14 protein-coding genes and 3 pseudogenes are annotated in these 14,925 nt (G+C 66.3%); 6 read left to right on the top strand and 11 right to left on the bottom strand.

Translation table 11 applies throughout. From position 1 onward, the window contains the following. Window positions 1-112 precede the first annotated feature (112 nt). Both rpsT and DR039_RS00870 read right to left on the bottom strand, forming a co-directional pair. Window positions 113-373, bottom strand: a complete 261-nt coding sequence (gene rpsT / locus DR039_RS00875) for a 30S ribosomal protein S20 (protein WP_111835523.1) — start codon at window positions 371-373, stop codon at window positions 113-115. Between the two features lie 241 nt (window positions 374-614). After that, window positions 615-1,277: a type II toxin-antitoxin system PemK/MazF family toxin gene (locus DR039_RS00870; protein WP_111835522.1), complete on the bottom strand. Its 663-nt coding sequence runs from the start codon at window positions 1,275-1,277 to the stop codon at window positions 615-617. Window positions 1,278-1,593: 316 nt separating this feature from the next. Between DR039_RS00870 and DR039_RS00860 the strand changes: the two are divergent. From DR039_RS00860 to DR039_RS00855, 3 genes and pseudogenes are all read left to right on the top strand, one after another. Further along, window positions 1,594-1,803: pseudogene (locus DR039_RS00860) on the top strand (transposase); the annotation flags it as partial. Next, complete coding sequence (locus DR039_RS11025; RefSeq protein WP_126622268.1) at window positions 1,800-2,048, top strand: IS3 family transposase; 249 nt, start codon at window positions 1,800-1,802, stop codon at window positions 2,046-2,048. The pseudogene DR039_RS00860 and the gene DR039_RS11025, both read left to right, overlap by 4 nt. A 240-nt stretch (window positions 2,049-2,288) precedes the next feature. After that, window positions 2,289-2,684, top strand: a complete 396-nt coding sequence (locus DR039_RS00855) for an integrase core domain-containing protein (protein WP_111835519.1) — start codon at window positions 2,289-2,291, stop codon at window positions 2,682-2,684. Between the two features lie 70 nt (window positions 2,685-2,754). Here DR039_RS00855 and DR039_RS00850 read toward each other — a convergent pair. From DR039_RS00850 to DR039_RS00820, 8 genes and pseudogenes are all read right to left on the bottom strand, one after another. Further along, window positions 2,755-3,985 (bottom strand): annotated as a pseudogene (locus DR039_RS00850) (IS3 family transposase). 53 nt (window positions 3,986-4,038) lie between these two features. Next, a pseudogene (locus DR039_RS00845) lies at window positions 4,039-4,397 on the bottom strand (IS1634 family transposase); the annotation flags it as partial. A 109-nt stretch (window positions 4,398-4,506) separates the two neighbouring features. Beyond that, window positions 4,507-4,629 carry a hypothetical protein gene (locus DR039_RS11620; protein WP_267489814.1) on the bottom strand — a complete coding sequence of 41 codons (123 nt, stop codon included), beginning with the start codon at window positions 4,627-4,629 and terminating at the stop codon, window positions 4,507-4,509. 152 nt (window positions 4,630-4,781) lie between these two features. Further along, the gene (locus DR039_RS00840) at window positions 4,782-5,603 is read right to left on the bottom strand and encodes an MFS transporter (protein WP_170166838.1); all 822 of its coding nucleotides are present in this window, start codon (window positions 5,601-5,603) and stop codon (window positions 4,782-4,784) included. Beyond that, on the bottom strand, window positions 5,558-6,061 hold the full coding sequence (locus DR039_RS11715; RefSeq protein WP_111835516.1) for an MFS transporter: 504 nt from the start codon (window positions 6,059-6,061) through the stop codon (window positions 5,558-5,560). The genes DR039_RS00840 and DR039_RS11715 overlap by 46 nt, the downstream gene beginning before the upstream one ends. Window positions 6,062-6,242: 181 nt before the next feature. Next, window positions 6,243-6,989, bottom strand: a complete 747-nt coding sequence (locus DR039_RS00830) for an ABC transporter permease (protein ID WP_111835515.1) — start codon at window positions 6,987-6,989, stop codon at window positions 6,243-6,245. Window positions 6,990-6,994: 5 nt separating this feature from the next. After that, window positions 6,995-7,873, bottom strand: a complete 879-nt coding sequence (locus DR039_RS00825) for an ABC transporter permease (RefSeq protein ID WP_111835514.1) — start codon at window positions 7,871-7,873, stop codon at window positions 6,995-6,997. Beyond that, a complete protein-coding gene (locus DR039_RS00820; RefSeq protein ID WP_111835513.1) occupies window positions 7,873-9,033 on the bottom strand; it encodes an ABC transporter ATP-binding protein in 1,161 nt (386 codons plus the stop codon). Before DR039_RS00820 ends, DR039_RS00825 begins: the two co-directional genes overlap by 1 nt. Before the next feature lie 128 nt (window positions 9,034-9,161). Between DR039_RS00820 and DR039_RS00815 the strand changes: the two genes are divergently transcribed. Together DR039_RS00815 and DR039_RS00810 are read left to right on the top strand one after the other, a co-directional pair. Next, entirely contained in the window at window positions 9,162-11,033 is a 1,872-nt protein-coding gene (locus tag DR039_RS00815) for an ATP-binding protein (protein ID WP_111835512.1), read from the top strand. Window positions 11,034-11,038: 5 nt separating this feature from the next. Next, on the top strand, window positions 11,039-11,788 hold the full coding sequence (locus tag DR039_RS00810) for a response regulator (RefSeq protein ID WP_111835979.1): 750 nt from the start codon (window positions 11,039-11,041) through the stop codon (window positions 11,786-11,788). A gap of 334 nt (window positions 11,789-12,122) precedes the next feature. Here DR039_RS00810 and DR039_RS00805 read toward each other — a convergent pair whose 3' ends face one another. Then, window positions 12,123-12,608: a DedA family protein gene (locus tag DR039_RS00805; RefSeq protein ID WP_111835511.1), complete on the bottom strand. Its 486-nt coding sequence runs from the start codon at window positions 12,606-12,608 to the stop codon at window positions 12,123-12,125. 433 nt (window positions 12,609-13,041) lie between these two features. Between DR039_RS00805 and lepA the strand changes: the two genes are divergently transcribed. After that, entirely contained in the window at window positions 13,042-14,919 is a 1,878-nt protein-coding gene (gene lepA, locus DR039_RS00800; RefSeq protein ID WP_111835510.1) for a translation elongation factor 4, read from the top strand. Window positions 14,920-14,925 lie beyond the last annotated feature (6 nt).

Here is a 14,925-nt window from a genome sequence, read left to right as displayed (position 1 = left end):
AATAGGTTTAGGGGGAGAAGCCGTTGTGGTGGCCCAGGTGCCACAAAACAAAGCGACGGCGCCGCGTCCCGGTGAGGGGAAGCGGCGCCGTCGGTTCGCATTTGAGGTCTGCTCAGAGTGCTTCGACCTGTTTGGCTAGCTTCGACTTGCGGTTGGCTGCCTGGTTCTTGTGGATGATGCCCTTGGAGGCGGCCTTGTCGAGCTTGCGAGCGGCCTTCTTCAGGTGTTCAGAAGCGAGCTCCTTGTCGCCCGCGGCAATGGCCTCGCGCACTCGGCGGACGTAGGTCTTGAGCTCGGACTTGACTGACTGGTTGCGCAGGCGGGCCTTCTCGTTGGTCTTGATGCGCTTGATCTGGGACTTGATGTTCGCCACGGTTGGTGAAGCTTTCTTGTTCGAGATTGGTCAATGGCCGGAGAGAGGGTTCGCGCCACAGGTCAAGAGGTGGTGGAGACACCTGGCGAGCCCGGTCGCTGGACCCCGCAGCCGGCCAGGCCAGAGGTCCAAGAGGTGACTCTAGCACCGTGGTCGGCCACAGTCGGAGGGGAGGGGTGAATGACGGCGTGAGCTTGGTCGCGGTCCTGGTGGGTGGGGGCCCAGATCGGGGCCGCCAGGCTCAGGCCCAGTGCTGGCGCAGCGCCCGGGTCGCGGCCTCAAAGGTGGTGCGCGGCATGGTGGCCCCCTCCCGGCGCACAGCCCCAGGATCCACCAGCAGCAGCCGGTCCAGGCGCATCTCTGAGCGCCGCCCGCGCGAATCCCAGGGGCCAGAGCCGACGTCGAACCAATACCGCCCCCAAGAGGCCTCCTGGGCGGCGTCACGGTCGTGGTCCTTACTGGTCAACTGGGCGACGACGAGCTGGGCCTCGTGACGGCTCAACACCAGCACCGGCCGGTCCTTGCCCTGGCTGGGGTCCTCCTCATAAGGCACCCAGGTCCACACGACCTCGCCCGGGTCCGCGTCGCCGTCAGGGGCTGGGGAATAGGTAAAGGCAGGCAGTCCGAGAGCCGCGACGTCGTAGACCGTCACTCCCGCATGAGCCCCCTCCTGCGGGCTGATGCGGGCCTTGGCTCGGGGCTCGCTGCCCGCGCCGTCACGTCTGGAGCCGCCTCGGGAGGAGGGCGCAGAGGAGGCAGGAGACTCTTTGCGGGAGCTGGAGCCGGAAGGCTTGGTCCCAGCTCCCGGGCCGGTGAGGTCGCGCAGCTTGTCACGCAACAGGTCAGTGGCGACGTCCTTGGTGCTGCGCCCCAGGAAGGACAGGATCCGGTCAAACAGAGACATGCCCAGAGCCTAACCGGATCCGCCCCGCCTGGGCTTGTCAAGTTGTCTGTGTAAGCGGGTTCTACAGGTGGGGGTTGATGCGGTCGGGGTAGGTCAGTGAGAGCTGTTCGAGGGCTTGTTTCCAGTTGGTGGTGGCGGTTCCTTCGATGAGCTGTGGGGGAGCTTTGCGGTCCTTTGGGGTGGGTGGTGTTTCTCGGACAGGGGAGGATTTTCGTCTTCCTTTGATTCGATAGGATGGAGCTATGTCAAGGGTGAAGTACTCTGATGAGTTTAAGGAGTAGGTGGTGCGCGAGGTGGTCGACAAAGAACGGTCGATCGCGTCGGTGGACGTCTCCTAGGCCTGGTGCCCCAGACGGTGGGCAACTGGGTCGCGAAGTATAAGAAGGAGCACGGCAGTGCCGAGGAAAGACAAGCAGCCGCAGAATCTGCTGAGATAGCCAGACTACGAGCACAGAACCGCGAACCGTGGCAGGAGAACGAGTTCCTGAAAAAAGCGGCGGCCTTCTTCGCGAAAAAACAGCAGTGAGCAAGAACTATGAGCTCATTAATCGCGAGGAAGGCAGCTACCCCATCTCCTCGATGTGCCGCTGGGCGAGGGCGTCACGATCGGGCTACTACTCCTGGAGAGACCGCCCCCACTCCCGCAGGGATATAAGGAGAAAAGAGCTGGTGGATCTAGTCAGGGCCGAGTTCAAGGCCTCTGACGGCACCTACGGTTATCGGCGCATCACCGCCCGCCTGGGACGCCGGGGGCGTGAACGTAGGCTGTGACACTGTGCGCCTTCTCATGCGCCGAGCCGGCCTGGTAGCCGCGCAGCCGCGCCGAAAGGCCCGTACCACCACCCCAGCTGCAGACCTGGGGGTCAGGCCCGACCTAGTGGGGCGCGACTTCACCGCTAAGACCCCGGGAGCCAAGTGGGTGGGAGACATAACCTATATCCGCACCTGGGTGGGATACGTCTACCTGGACACTGTCCTGGACTGCGCCACGAAGAAGGTCGTGGGCTATCCATGTCCGATCACGTGCGCACCTCCCTGGTGTGCGAGGCCATTGATATGGCCGTGCGTAACTGCCCCACCGTCAAGGGCAAGACGATCTTTCACTCTGATAGGGGCTCTCAATACACCTCCCAGCAGTTCTCGGCACACCTGAACAGGTATGGCATCCGGGCCTCGGTGGGTCGTACCGGAGTGTGCTGGGACAACGCCTGGGCGGAGTCCTTCAACGTCACGCTCAAGAACGATAGAGTGCACCCGATGGTCTACCCCACCCGCAAGAAAGCCATGAACGATACTACCTCATGGGTAGAACTGCCCTACAATCACACCCGGCTGCACTCAGCACTGGGATACCGCACACCCAACGAGGTCGAGCACGAGCTCCTGGAATACCGGAAAGCAGCCTGACCTACACAACAACCACAGCCCGAAAAACACCCAGCACTACACTGAGCCTGAACCGTCCTGGGTTTTGTTCCTAGGTGGTGACTCGTAAATTGGGCGTGTTGGCACGGTGGGTGTGCCAGTAGTGGTCTTCGATTTCTTGCGGGGTACGGTATCCCAGTTCGGAGTGGAGGTGGGTGGTGTTCCGCCAGTGGACCCAGTATAGGGTGGCCCATTCGACTTCGGCTAATCCTTTCCAGGTTTGGGAGTAGATCAGTTCACTCTTGTGCAGGCCATTGATTGTCTCGGCCAGAGCGTTGGCGTAGGAATCTCCAACGCTCCCAGTGGATTCATCAATACCTGCATCGCGCAAGCGCTCATGATAGGCAATGGAGACGTACTGGCTGCCATGGTCACCGTGATGCACAAGATCCTTCAGGACTCCTTTGGTGATAGCAATCGCATGATTCAGAGCTTCCAAGGGAAGGGCTTCGGTGGTGAGGCGGGTCTTGGTTGTCCAACCAACGATCTTCCTGGAGTACACGTCCGTGACAAATGCGGTGTACACGAACCCAGACTGGGTGCGCACATAGGTAATATCAGCAACCCACAACCCCGGTTAGGTCCTGGAGCGCGGAAGTTGCGTTGAACCAAATCGGGACGCACATCGGGTGTTTTCGCAGGCCGGGTGGTGATGGGCTTCCTGCCTCGAACCACGCCACGCAGGCCAGCAGTGTGCATGAGACGGGCGACCTGATCGCGGCCAATATCGTGGCCTGCTCGTTTCATGGCGTGCCACATCTTACGCACCCCATACACGCTGTAGTTGTCCCGGTGAATGTCGATCATGATGGGGAGCAGTTCACAGTCACGTAACGAACGCTGGGAGGGCAGTAGCTTCTTGGCTGCGCGGTAGCCACGGGCAGTCATGAACCCACCTTCGCGGTGATGGGCCAACGTGTAGCAGATGAACTCCAACCCAAAACGATCGCTATACTGGCCGATGAACGCGATCATTTCTTGGCTCGGGGGCCGAGTTCGGATGCGAAAAAAGCCGAAGCAGTCTTGAGCAGTTCATTAACCCGGCGTAACTCAGCATTCTCCCGTCTCAAACGCTTCACCTCAGCTCCTAGGGGACCATCGGCATGATCCTGATTCAACGCTGGGTCGTGATACCAGCGCCTCATACTCTCAGGCGCAATCCCAAACTTCTCAGCGATCATACGGATCGCTTTGGTCAACGACATCGTCTCATCAGCAGCCAAACAATCATTCACCAAACGAACAGTGCGCTGCTTAAACTCCAAATCAAATTGCTTCGGCACAAGAACCATCCTTTCAGGTATCACCCCGAAACAAAACCCGGGACGCTTCAAGGGGACCGCAACAGGGTGCGCACGCTCAAGCCCTCCACGCCAATCTCGGCCAGGACCTGGGAGACCTGCTCCTTGCTGGTGGGCTCGACCAGGCGTGCTCAAGAACCTCCAGTAGCAGGGTGCTGCGCTGGCCTGTCACGATGGCCCCGGTGCTGCTTGTGGTGGGTGCTGGGAACAGGTCGAGGGTCTGCTGGCCGGGGTGCAGGCGCTGACGGCCGATCTCCACCAGCGCGGCGAGCTCGGCGTCGTTGTGTGCCGAGACCAGGTGGGCCAGGACCTTGTCGCGCCTGCTTTCCTTGACCTCTATCTGCACAGCCACGGCACCGCAGGCCGTGCGCACCTTGCGCAGGTACGAGCTCATGGCACGAGGGTACGCACCAGGCCAGCTAGTGTGCCAACGGCGCCGACGCTCCACGCCATCGCAACGGAAAATCCCCGCCGGGGCACCACAACCAAAACAATATCAGGAGTCAGGTCCTGCAGGGCCAGGCCGTTGAAACTGTTGCGGCTCCGGGGTCGGTGGCGGACTCGATGATCTGCCCGCGCCGCGCCTCAGCGGTGAGTCGGACGCGCTTCGTAGTCGTGGGGCTCATGACGGGGATCCTAGAGTGTGCCCCCAAAGGCGGAGGCGATGGTGGTGCGAGGACAGCGAAACTGGGCCCGTACGGTCGGGTCAAGATCGGGCTTTCAAACTGGGAGGGACCCTGACGGGATCCCCACACTGGAAGCTGCCAACAATGGTTCCTCAGCCGTCGAGCCCGCTAACGAGATCACGACAGTCGAACTTCTGCCACTCGGACCTGGCCCGCAATAGAACCAGTGCGCCTGCCGCGGAGATCGCACCCGCTGCGACGAGAGTTGGCACCCTACCAAGGAGGTGCGAGGAGGCAGCCCCTGCGAAGACCGCGCCTATCGGATCGACGCCCCAGGTAATGGAGCGAACGACACCTGCGACGCCGGCCTGCCTATGCGCGGGGACAACTCTCTGACGAAACGCCCGCCCTACCACGAGTGAGCACACAGCAGAAAACTCCAGAACTGCCAAGCCGGCCGAAAGAATGACCGCACCTCGGGTACCCGGCGTCAGCGCACTCAGGCAGACGATACAGACACCTAGCACGGAGAACAACTGCGCGCCAAAACATGTCAGCCAGCTTCCAAACATCGTCTCCAGCCTTGGGACTACGGCGGGGCTCGCGACACCCAGCAGCACGCCGGGAACCGATAGCAGTCCCACCTGCCAGACGGCAATACGGACGTCATGAAGCGCGAAAGGCACGAGAAGTGTTGTCGTGATCGCGAGACTGAAATTGAATAGTGCAGCACTGACCGTCAGTGAGACGATTGGGGTGTAGGTCCTCCAGATCCTCACGTTCTTTCTCACATCATCGATGTGGCTACCAGGCGCCTCTGCAATAGGACTTCCATTTGCGAGAGATGCGCTTCCTTTAGGGAGTTCAAATATGCTGCGGTCCCTATATAGTAGAAGTGCAGCCGAACTGAACAGATAGCTCACACCATTCAGTGCGAACACCCACACCCCCCCCCAAGGGCGCTCAAGATCCATCCGGCGACTACTTCGCCCGCCGCCCTAGTTGCCGTAGAACCCGCCTCAATGTACGAATTGACTCGGGTAAGCTCGTCGTCTCTGACCATTCGCGGAACAACTGCCGTGATTAGCGAGTCATAAAACACCGACAGGCACGATACGGCGAACGCCAAAATGACGAGGGCCCAGAGAGACAACGTGTGTGTAAGTGCTAGATACACGAGGACAACCATAAGGGCGGCCCTGGTTGCATTGGTCGCATGAAGTGCCCAATACGCCGGTGCTCGATCGGCGAATGCCCCTAAACTGGCGGCAAGGAGTCCGGGACCCGACATCATAAACGCCATAGCCCATCCGAGCTCATAGTCGCTGACGTGCATGACGCTGACTGCGATAATTGGTATCGAAAAGATGTATGCGGCCGTACCCAGGTCGGATACCGAATCGCCAATCCAGATCTTGAGAAACTGTCGCATGGTTCCCTATTCTTCGAAATCTGTCCGGCCTAACACCTTATGCAAGACCTCTGGAGCATAATCGCCGTTATCGTATGGGTCGGGGTGCCCGGCGGCCACAACAAATAACGGATATCTCTCAGGATACCTATCTACGGGGAACAACCGGTCCAGGTCGGCCGTTCTAGCCTTCCGGGGTGCCCTACCGTGCCCCGCCGGTGCGCTGCGCCACCACCCCCAGCAGCCCCCAGCAGGCGGCCCCACAGCCCAGAGCCCCCAGCAGCACCGGCAGGATCCCGGCCGCGTCCAGGTTCCCGGAGGTGCTGACCGCCGAGGAGTCCAGGGTCAGGCAGACCGTCACCAGGGAGGTGGGCCACAGCTTGGCCAGCGGGCTACCGCTGACCACCAGGCCCATGCCCACCACCACACCCAGGAAGCACACCGCCACCGGCGCGGCGAAGGAGCGCATACGCATGCTCAGCAGGGACTGGAAGGCCAGCAAGGGTTGCGCGGCCAGGACCACCAGCAGGCACTCCGCCACGAAGGACGCAGGCACCACCGGCCCCAGCTTCAGCACGGCCCCTACCACCCAGGTCAACGCCAGCACCACCAGCTGCATGGCCGCCAGCGGCAGGCTGGCTACCAGGGTCTTGGCCGCAGTCACCCGCCAGGGCGCGTGCCCTGTGGTGCGCATCGCGTTCCAGCTCGTGCCCCGGTGCTCCGGCCGCCAGACGGTGGCCGCCAGCAGGGATACACCCATGGCACAGAAGAACAGGCTGTAGAAGACCAGCACCTGGGAGGTGTAGGACTGCCAGCCAGCGCTCAAGGTCTCCTGGTTGGCCAGGTAGTTCACCGTGCCGGACACCACCGCCAGCACCGGCAGCAGCACCACCACCAGCCACACCGAGGAGCGGCGCAGCTTCAACAGCTCAGCAAGTAACAGGCTCATGGTCCTCACCTCTCGATCCGGTCCAGCCGCCGGGTAGCGGCAGCGAACAGCACGGCAGCCAGCAGCAGGAAGCCCAGCACCCAGCCCCACGGCGGGGTCACGTACTCGGTCCCCGTCCGGCCCGTGCCCGATATGCGGGCGCAGCACACCATCGCGTAGTAGCCCCAGGGCACCAGGCGGGCCACCCACTGGGGCGCCAGCAGCATGTAGACGGCGACGAAGGCCCCCAGCAGCCCCACGCCCACACCCACCAGCTGGTTCTCCCGCACCGCCGCCAGCCACACGTGGAAGGCGCAGAACACCAGGTCCACCAGGATCAGGCCCACCGTGTAGGACACCCAGGGGCCTGCCTGCCAGGGCACGCTCACCCCCGTCAGCCGGGCCACCAGCACCAGGCCCACGCTCTGGGCCACCACCGTGGGCACCACCACCAGGGCCAGGGCGGCCAGCTTGGCCCGGCACAGCGCCCCGGGGGTGTGCCCGGCGGTCGCGAACAGGGTCCAGCCCGCGCCGGAGTGCTCGATGTCGGTCTGACGGCTGGCCAGCACCGACACCAGCACCGGCCCGGTGATCGCCGCCATCATGCCGTAGCCCAGCAGCAGCCCCTCCCACAGGTGCTCTGCGGGGTCGGAGAAGCCGGGGCGGGCGGAGGCGGCGAACAGGTTCATGGAGGACAGGGCCACCGTGGCCCCGGCGAGCAGCGCCGCCACCGGCAGCGTGCGCAGGCGCCGCATCTTGGCCAGCTCCAGGCGCACTGCCGCCAGCGGGGAGGCCGCCAACGACGCCGCCAGCGGGGCTGCCGCCCGCGGGTCCCGCGCTCTCGGGGTCCTCACTTGCGGGGACGGCGCCACCGGGACCGCCTTGGTCTTGGTCTGCGCGCTCATCACAGCACCCCCGCCCCACCGGTGAGGTCCATGAACACGTCCTCCAGGCTCTGGGCCTCACGACGCAGCTCATGCACCTCCACCCCGGCGGCCACCAGGCGCCGGTTGAGCTCGGCGGCCTCCTGCGGGCCCAGGCCACTGACCCGGACGCCCTGCGGCGTGCGCACCACCCCCACCGGGCCAACAGCCGCACCCGCAGGCGCTGCCGCCACCCCGGTGCTGGCCGACGCCGTCGTCCCTGCCGTGGTTGCGGAGGCCTGCGCCGTCGTCGCCGCCGGAGCGGCAGCCCGCGGGCCGAGCCCAGCCAGCAGCCGCGCGTCAACCGCCTCCGGCGTGGGGGTGACCACCAGCAGGTCCGGCACGCTGCGGCGCACCAGCTCAGCCCGCGTGCCCTGGAACACCATGCGCCCCGCCGAGAGGACACCCAGCACGGAGGCCATCTTGTCGATCTCGTCCAGCAGGTGGCTGGAGACCATGACCGTGACCCCCTCTCTAGCCAGGTGGACCAGCAGGCTGCGCACCTCCTCGATACCGGCCGGGTCCAGGCCGTTGGTCGGCTCGTCCAGCACCAGCAGCTCCGGCTCCCGCGCCAGGGCCATCGCGATGCCGAGCCGCTGCTTCATGCCCAGGGAGTAGGCCCGCACCAGCCGGTCCTTGTGCTCGGTGAGCCGCACCAGCGCCAGCGCCCGGGCCACCTGCGCCTCAGACAGGCCCAGCATCCGCTGCACCACCCGCATGTTCTCCGCGCCGGTGAGGTGCCCGTAGCCGGGAGGCTGCTCGATCATGGAGCCGGTACGCGCCATGACCTGCCCCAGGTTCCGCCGCTCCAGCCGGGTGCCGAACAAGGTGGCGGTGCCCGCAGTGGGAGTCAGCAGCCCCAGCAGCATCTTCATGGTGGTGGACTTGCCCGAGCCGTTGGGCCCCAGGAATCCGTACACGCAGCCGCGCGGCACGGCCAGGTCCAGGCGGTCCACGACCGTGCGGGCAGCCTGCCCCTTGCCGAAGGTCTTGGTCAGGCCCTGGGTGGAGACCACCAGCTCAGTCCCCGCCGTGGAGGGCACCGGGGCACCAGGGTGACCAGGTTCGGCGACGGCGGGCAGGCGGTCTCCTGCCGGGGTGCTGGGGGCGCGCAGCGGCGCGGTGGCAATGTGTGTGCTCATATGGCCCAGGTTGCCGTCCGCAGGCGGGCAAGTCGTCAGACCACGGCCTGAACCTGCGGCCCCCGGCGCGCACCAGCCTCATACCGGGGTATGACGAGACCCGGCGTCCCAGCCGCTACGTTCATAACATGAGCCAGCAACCCCAGACGGCAACCCGTCAGGACGAGCCACCACGGCCCGCCCCCGCCGCCCCAGGCACCAGCGACGGCGTCGGTGCTGGCGGTTCCGCCGGTGCCAGCAGTGCCAATGGCAACGGCGGTGCCAGTGGTCCCAGCGGTTCCAGTGGTTCCGGTACCGCCAGCGGGTCGAACAGCGCCAGTGGAGACAACGGTGCCAGCACTGCTAGTGCGGCCAGTGCTCTCGGAGGTACCAGTACTTCCGGTACTGCCAATGGTCCCAGCGGTTCCGGCGCGGCCTTGGCCCGCAGGGCGCGGCTGCGGGACCTGCCCCGACCCGGCTGGCTCGACGTCCTGGCCGCCGCCCTGACCGGCTACGTCGCCGTCTGGAACAACCCTGACGGAACAAGGGGCCTGCTGCCCGTGCTCCACCAGTGCCCGGAGGCGTGCCTGGAGGTGGTCTGGGCGGCTGTCGTGCTGCTGTGCTGCTGTGGAATCCTGCTGCGGCGCGTGGTGCCTCTCTCCGCGGTCCTGGTGCTGACCGGCGCGCTGGGCACCCACCTGCTGCTCTTCGGTGAGGCCAGCCTGGCGGCCCTGATCTCCTGCCTGGTGCTCGCCGAGACCTGCACCAGCCGCCTGGCGCGCCCCTGGTCCGGGCTGTTGCTGGCCACCTGCTACCTCGGGGCCACAGTCAGCGTGCTGTGGATCGGCTACCTGGGCGGGGAGAAGCAACTGGAGCCGGTGCGGGCCCTGACCCTGGTGGCCATGGCCAGCACCGTCCTCACCGTGGCCGCCCTGACGGGGCTGCTGCGGCGGCGCTCGCGGGAGAAGGTGGAGCAGGCTCTGGAGCGGGCGGCGGTGCTGGCCGCCCAGCAGGACGCCGAGCGGCGCCTGGCGGTGGTACGGGAGCGCCAGCGCATCGCCCGCGACGTGCACGACCTGCTAGGCCACTCCCTGTCAGTGATCGGCATACAGGCGGCGGGGGCCCGGGCGGTCCTGCCCAGCGACCCGGCGGCGGTGGACCAGGCGCTCGCGGTGATCGGGGAGACCAGCCGCAACGCCGTCGACGAGGTGCGTGCCCTGGTGGACGTGCTGCGGGCCGACGAGGACCTGCCTGGCCCTGCTGAGGCCTCCACCCTGCCGGGGGAGACGGGGAAGCCGGGGGAGCCGGGGGAGCCGGGCAGGGCGGCCCTGGCTAGTCGGGGCGACGACGGCGCCAGCGGGCCGCTCCCGGCGGACGGGCCACGCCCTGCAGGTGGTTCGGGGGGTACGGGTGGTCTGCCGCCTGCGGGTGGTCCTGGGGCTGCTGGCGCTCTGGCTCCGGCAGCGGCTCAGGCTGGTGGGGGAGCTGGGGCCGCGGTGGGGCCGGTTGAGCAGACCGGGGCCGGTGGGCGGCTGCCGGGGCTGGAGGGGCTGCCCGCGCTGCTGGCCGGGGCCCGCCGGGCCGGGCTACCGGTGCGCAGCAGCCTGGAGCAGTGCGCTGACACCAGCCAGCCGGTGGCGGAGGCCGTCTACCGGCTGGTGCAGGAGTCCCTGACCAATGTGCTGCGCCACGCCGACGGTGCGCAGACCCACGTCACCGTGCGGGTGGGGGAGCAGGAGGTGGAGGCCGTCGTGACCAACGAGGCCGCCCCACGGGCGTGCCCTGCCCAGGACGGCACGGGCCGTGAGGGCACAGGGCTGGCGGCCATGCGTGAGCGCGTCACTAACCTGGGCGGCCAGGTGCAGGCGGGGCCGACGTCGTCCGGCGGCTGGCAGGTGCGTGCCCGCCTGCCCCGGACGGGGGGCCAGGCCACTGGGGCGCAGGGTGAGCAGCTGGCGGCAGACGCCGTGCGGCCTGGGACGGATAGCCTGCAGGCCGGGACGGAGGAGGGAGCGCCGTGAGCGAGGTGATCCGGCTGGGGCTGGCTGACGACGAGCCCCTGCTGACCGCAGGCCTGGCCATGCTGCTGAACGCCCAGACCGGTATGGAGGTGCTCTGGCAGGCGGCAGACGGTCAGGAGGCCCTGGAGCGCTGCCGTTCCCACCCGGTGGACGTGCTGCTCCTGGACGTGCAGATGCCCGGCCTGGACGGGCTGGAGACCACCCGGCGTCTGGTGGAGCAGGGCCTGCCGGGGCGGGTGGTGATCCTGACGACCTTCGACACCGACGGCTACGTGCTGGGGGCCATTGAGGCGGGGGCGGCGGGCTTCCTGCTCAAGAACACCCCGCCCGAGCAGCTGGTGGCAGCCGTGCGCACCGTGCACCGAGGCGACTCGGTGATCTCCCCAGGCCCGACCCGCCGCCTGCTCTCCGCCCTCCGGCAGGGCGCTGCTCCCTGGGTGGCAGATGGTGTCGGGGACGCTGCGTCGGGAGGGACGGCGGGCCAGGCGGTGGCTGCGGCCTCTGGGGCGGTGGCGGGCTCGGGGTCGGTGCTGCCGGGGGAGCTCACTGAGCGGGAGCTGGAGGTGCTGAGGCTGGTGGCCCTGGGCCTGACCAACCAGGAGGTCTGTGACCGCCTGTGGCTGAGCATGGCGACGGTCAAGACGCACGTCTCCCACCTGCTGTCCAAGACCGGTGCCCGTGACCGGGTGCAGCTGGTGCTGCTGGCGCTGCGCAGCGGGGTGGTCAGCCTGGAGGAGGTCCTGAGCTCCCCCTAACCCCCCACTTTCTTACCGCGAGACCGGGACATATGTACCGCGAGTTCGGTAAGGGTGGCCTTAGTTGTGGGTATCTCGGGTGGGTTTGGTGGCTGTTGGTGGCTTCATCGACGACGGCGGGCGTAGGCGCTGGGGATGCTCAAGATTGACGGTCGCCGCGACGTCGTCGCCACTGGTGCTGGAGCGCGACCCACCCCAGTTATCCACAGGACTTACCGGTCTCGTGAGCCATATGTCCCGGTCTCGCGGTACCGATGTCCCGGTCTCGCGAGACGGGGAAGGGCGCCACGTGCGAGTTGGACGAGCAGGGCTCCCGTGCCCCGGAGCGAGCGTCTCAGGCCACGCTGTCCGGGACCTGCATAGTGGTAACCCGCCGGGCCTGGAAGCGCCGGAAGGCCCACACGATCAGCCCTATCAGAACCAGCAGCCCCAGGGCCCACAGCCCTCCGCGCTCGGCCCACACCCGGAACACCGCGAGGCCCACGGTGGCGTAGAGGACCGCCCAGATGACTGACCCCAGGGCGACGGCAGGCAGGTAGAGCCGCAGAGGCATACGGGTCACCCCCGCCCAGACCTGCACGCAGGTCTGCGCACCGACCGTCAGGAAGCTCAGGGTCACGGCCACCGGCCCCCAGCGCTCGGCTATGGCAGCCGAGCTGATGTAGGTGCGTGACTCCAGCAGCCTGGCCCAGCGCGTGCGGGAGGTGCCTGCGGTGATGCCTCGGCCGACCCAGTAGCTGCCGTTGGCGCGGCCCATGACTATCACCCACAGGGCGGCAACGGCCCACCCCCACGGCAGCTCCAGGATGCGGTCGATCATAAGGTGACCCTAAGTCATCAGGGACCCGGCTGCCCAGCGGCTTCGCCGTATTGCTGCTCACGTGCGCGTGCCTGTGCCTCGGCTGGTCTTGCACAACGACGGCGGGGCCGGCGTCCGCTCGTGCCGAGGCTCCTCGGGCCAGCACCTGCTCAGATCGAACCTCCCTCAGGCTAAGGCATGCCCAAGCCGGTGCTTGCTCCCGCCCAACCTGGAGCAGGCTAGATCCCGCGCAAGACGGTACCCGCTCAGGCCAGGGCCAGCCCAGGGTGGCGGCCGATACTGCCGGTACCCGCTGCCCAGTCCGGGTTCGGCCAGCCCTCGTCAGCCCGACGCCCGCTCGGGACGGACACGGCTCACACCAGCAGGTTCGCTGGCACCTGCCGCCTCGTGGGAGACTTGCCTCAGACCATGTCCGCACCACAGAAGGGCCTTCGTGTCTCCCGTCGCCACGCCTGAGCAGCTCGCCTCGGTCCAGCCCCTCCACACCCCCCAGGCCCAGCTGCGCAACTTCTCGATCATCGCGCACATCGACCACGGCAAGTCCACGCTGGCTGACCGCATGCTGCAGGCCACCGGCGTCGTCGCCGCCCGGGACATGCGCGCCCAGTACCTGGACCGCATGGACATTGAGCGGGAGCGCGGGATCACGATCAAGTCCCAGGCGGTCCGCATGCCCTGGACCGTGACCGGTGAGGACGGTGCCCCCCGCACCTACGCCCTGAACATGATCGACACCCCCGGGCACGTGGACTTCTCCTACGAGGTCAACCGCTCCCTGGCGGCCTGCGAGGGGGCCGTCCTGCTGGTGGACGCCGCCCAGGGCGTGCAGGCCCAGACCCTGGCCAACCTCTACATGGCGATCGAGGGCGACCTGCACATCATCCCGGTGCTCAACAAGATCGACCTGCCCGCGGCCGAGCCGGAGAGGTACGCCGCCGAGATCGCCTCCATCATCGGCTGCGACGTCGACGAGGTGCTGCAGGTCTCCGGCAAGACCGGCCAGGGGGTCCCAGAGCTCCTGGACCGTATCGTGCAGACCGTCCCCCCGCCGTCGGGTGATCCGGACGGGCCCGCCCGGGCCATGATCTTCGACTCCGTCTACGACACCTACCGGGGCGTGGTCACCTACGTGCGGGTCGTGGACGGCACCCTCAAGGCCCGGGAGCGCATCGAGATGCTCTCCACCGGGGCGGTGCACGACCTGCTGGAGATCGGCGTCATCAGCCCCGAGCCGGTGGTCACCAAGGGGATCGGCGCCGGGGAGGTCGGCTACCTGATCACCGGCGTGAAGGACGTGCGCCAGTCCAAGGTGGGTGACACGGTCACCTCCGCGGCCGCCCCCGCCGCCGAGCCCCTTGCCGGCTACCAAGACCCCAAACCCATGGTTTTCTCCGGCCTGTTCCCCGTGGATGGTTCGGACTTCCCGAACCTGCGAGACGCCTTGGACAAACTCAAGCTCAATGACGCTGCCCTGACCTATGAGCCGGAGACCTCTGTGGCCCTGGGATTCGGTTTCCGCTGCGGTTACCTGGGCCTGCTGCACCTGGAGATCATCCGCGAGCGCCTAGAGCGCGAGTTCAATCTGGACATTATCTCGACGGCGCCGTCGGTGGTCTATGAGGTGACCACCGAGGATAAGAACGTCCATACGGTGACCAACCCCTCCGAGTTCCCCTCGGGCAAAGTGTCAGATGTGCGTGAGCCGATCGTGCGTGCCACTATCTTGACCCCCAGTGAGTTCGTGGGCACGGTGATGGAGTTGTGCCAGTCGCGGCGAGGCAATATGCAGGGGATGGACTACCTCTCAGAGTCACGTGTAGAGATGCACTACACCCTGCCCTTGGCGGAGATCGTCTTTGACTTCTTTGACGCCTTGAAGTCGCGCACGCGCGGTTACGCTTCCCTGGATTATGAGCTTGACGGCGAGCAGAGCGCCGACCTGGTAAAAGTGGACATCCTGCTCAACAGTGAGAAGGTCGACGCTTTCAGCGCGATCGTCCACAAGGACTCCGCGTACAGCTACGGCGTCATGATGACCAAGCGGCTTAAAGAACTCATCCCGCGCCAGCAGTTTGAGGTGCCGGTGCAAGCTGCTGTGGGGGCGCGCATTATTGCCCGCGAAACCATCCGCGCCTTGCGTAAGGACATGCTTGCCAAGTGTTACGGCGGTGATATCACCCGTAAACGCAAGCTGCTGGAGAAGCAGAAGGAGGGCAAGAAACGCATGAAGGCTATTGGTCGCGTGGACGTCCCCCAGGAAGCTTTTGTGGCGGCCCTGGGGGCGGATACCCCCACCGGCAAGGACAAGTGAGGCTGC

The organism is Actinomyces bovis, from assembly GCF_900444995.1.
GTDB classification, from domain to species: Bacteria; Actinomycetota; Actinomycetes; order Actinomycetales; family Actinomycetaceae; genus Actinomyces; species Actinomyces bovis.
The sequence above is the reverse complement of the archived record's forward strand: the minus strand, read 5'-3'. Positions and strand labels throughout refer to the sequence as shown.

Excerpts from the sequence above, each read along its gene's own strand:
- DR039_RS00870 (WP_111835522.1), bottom strand. The coding sequence starts at position 1,277 with ATGTCTCTGTTTGACCGGATCCTGTCCTTCCTGGGGCGCAGCACCAAG.
- DR039_RS00855 (WP_111835519.1), top strand. The coding sequence starts at position 2,289 with ATGTCCGATCACGTGCGCACCTCCCTGGTGTGCGAGGCCATTGATATG.
- DR039_RS11620 (WP_267489814.1), bottom strand. The coding sequence starts at position 4,629 with ATGAGCCCCACGACTACGAAGCGCGTCCGACTCACCGCTGAGGCGCGG.
- DR039_RS00840 (WP_170166838.1), bottom strand. The coding sequence starts at position 5,603 with ATGGATCTTGAGCGCCCTTGGGGGGGGGTGTGGGTGTTCGCACTGAAT.
- DR039_RS11715 (WP_111835516.1), bottom strand. The coding sequence starts at position 6,061 with ATGCGACAGTTTCTCAAGATCTGGATTGGCGATTCGGTATCCGACCTG.
- DR039_RS00830 (WP_111835515.1), bottom strand. The coding sequence starts at position 6,989 with ATGAGCCTGTTACTTGCTGAGCTGTTGAAGCTGCGCCGCTCCTCGGTG.
- DR039_RS00825 (WP_111835514.1), bottom strand. The coding sequence starts at position 7,873 with ATGAGCGCGCAGACCAAGACCAAGGCGGTCCCGGTGGCGCCGTCCCCG.
- DR039_RS00820 (WP_111835513.1), bottom strand. The coding sequence starts at position 9,033 with ATGAGCACACACATTGCCACCGCGCCGCTGCGCGCCCCCAGCACCCCG.
- DR039_RS00815 (WP_111835512.1), top strand. The coding sequence starts at position 9,162 with ATGAGCCAGCAACCCCAGACGGCAACCCGTCAGGACGAGCCACCACGG.
- DR039_RS00805 (WP_111835511.1), bottom strand. The coding sequence starts at position 12,608 with ATGATCGACCGCATCCTGGAGCTGCCGTGGGGGTGGGCCGTTGCCGCC.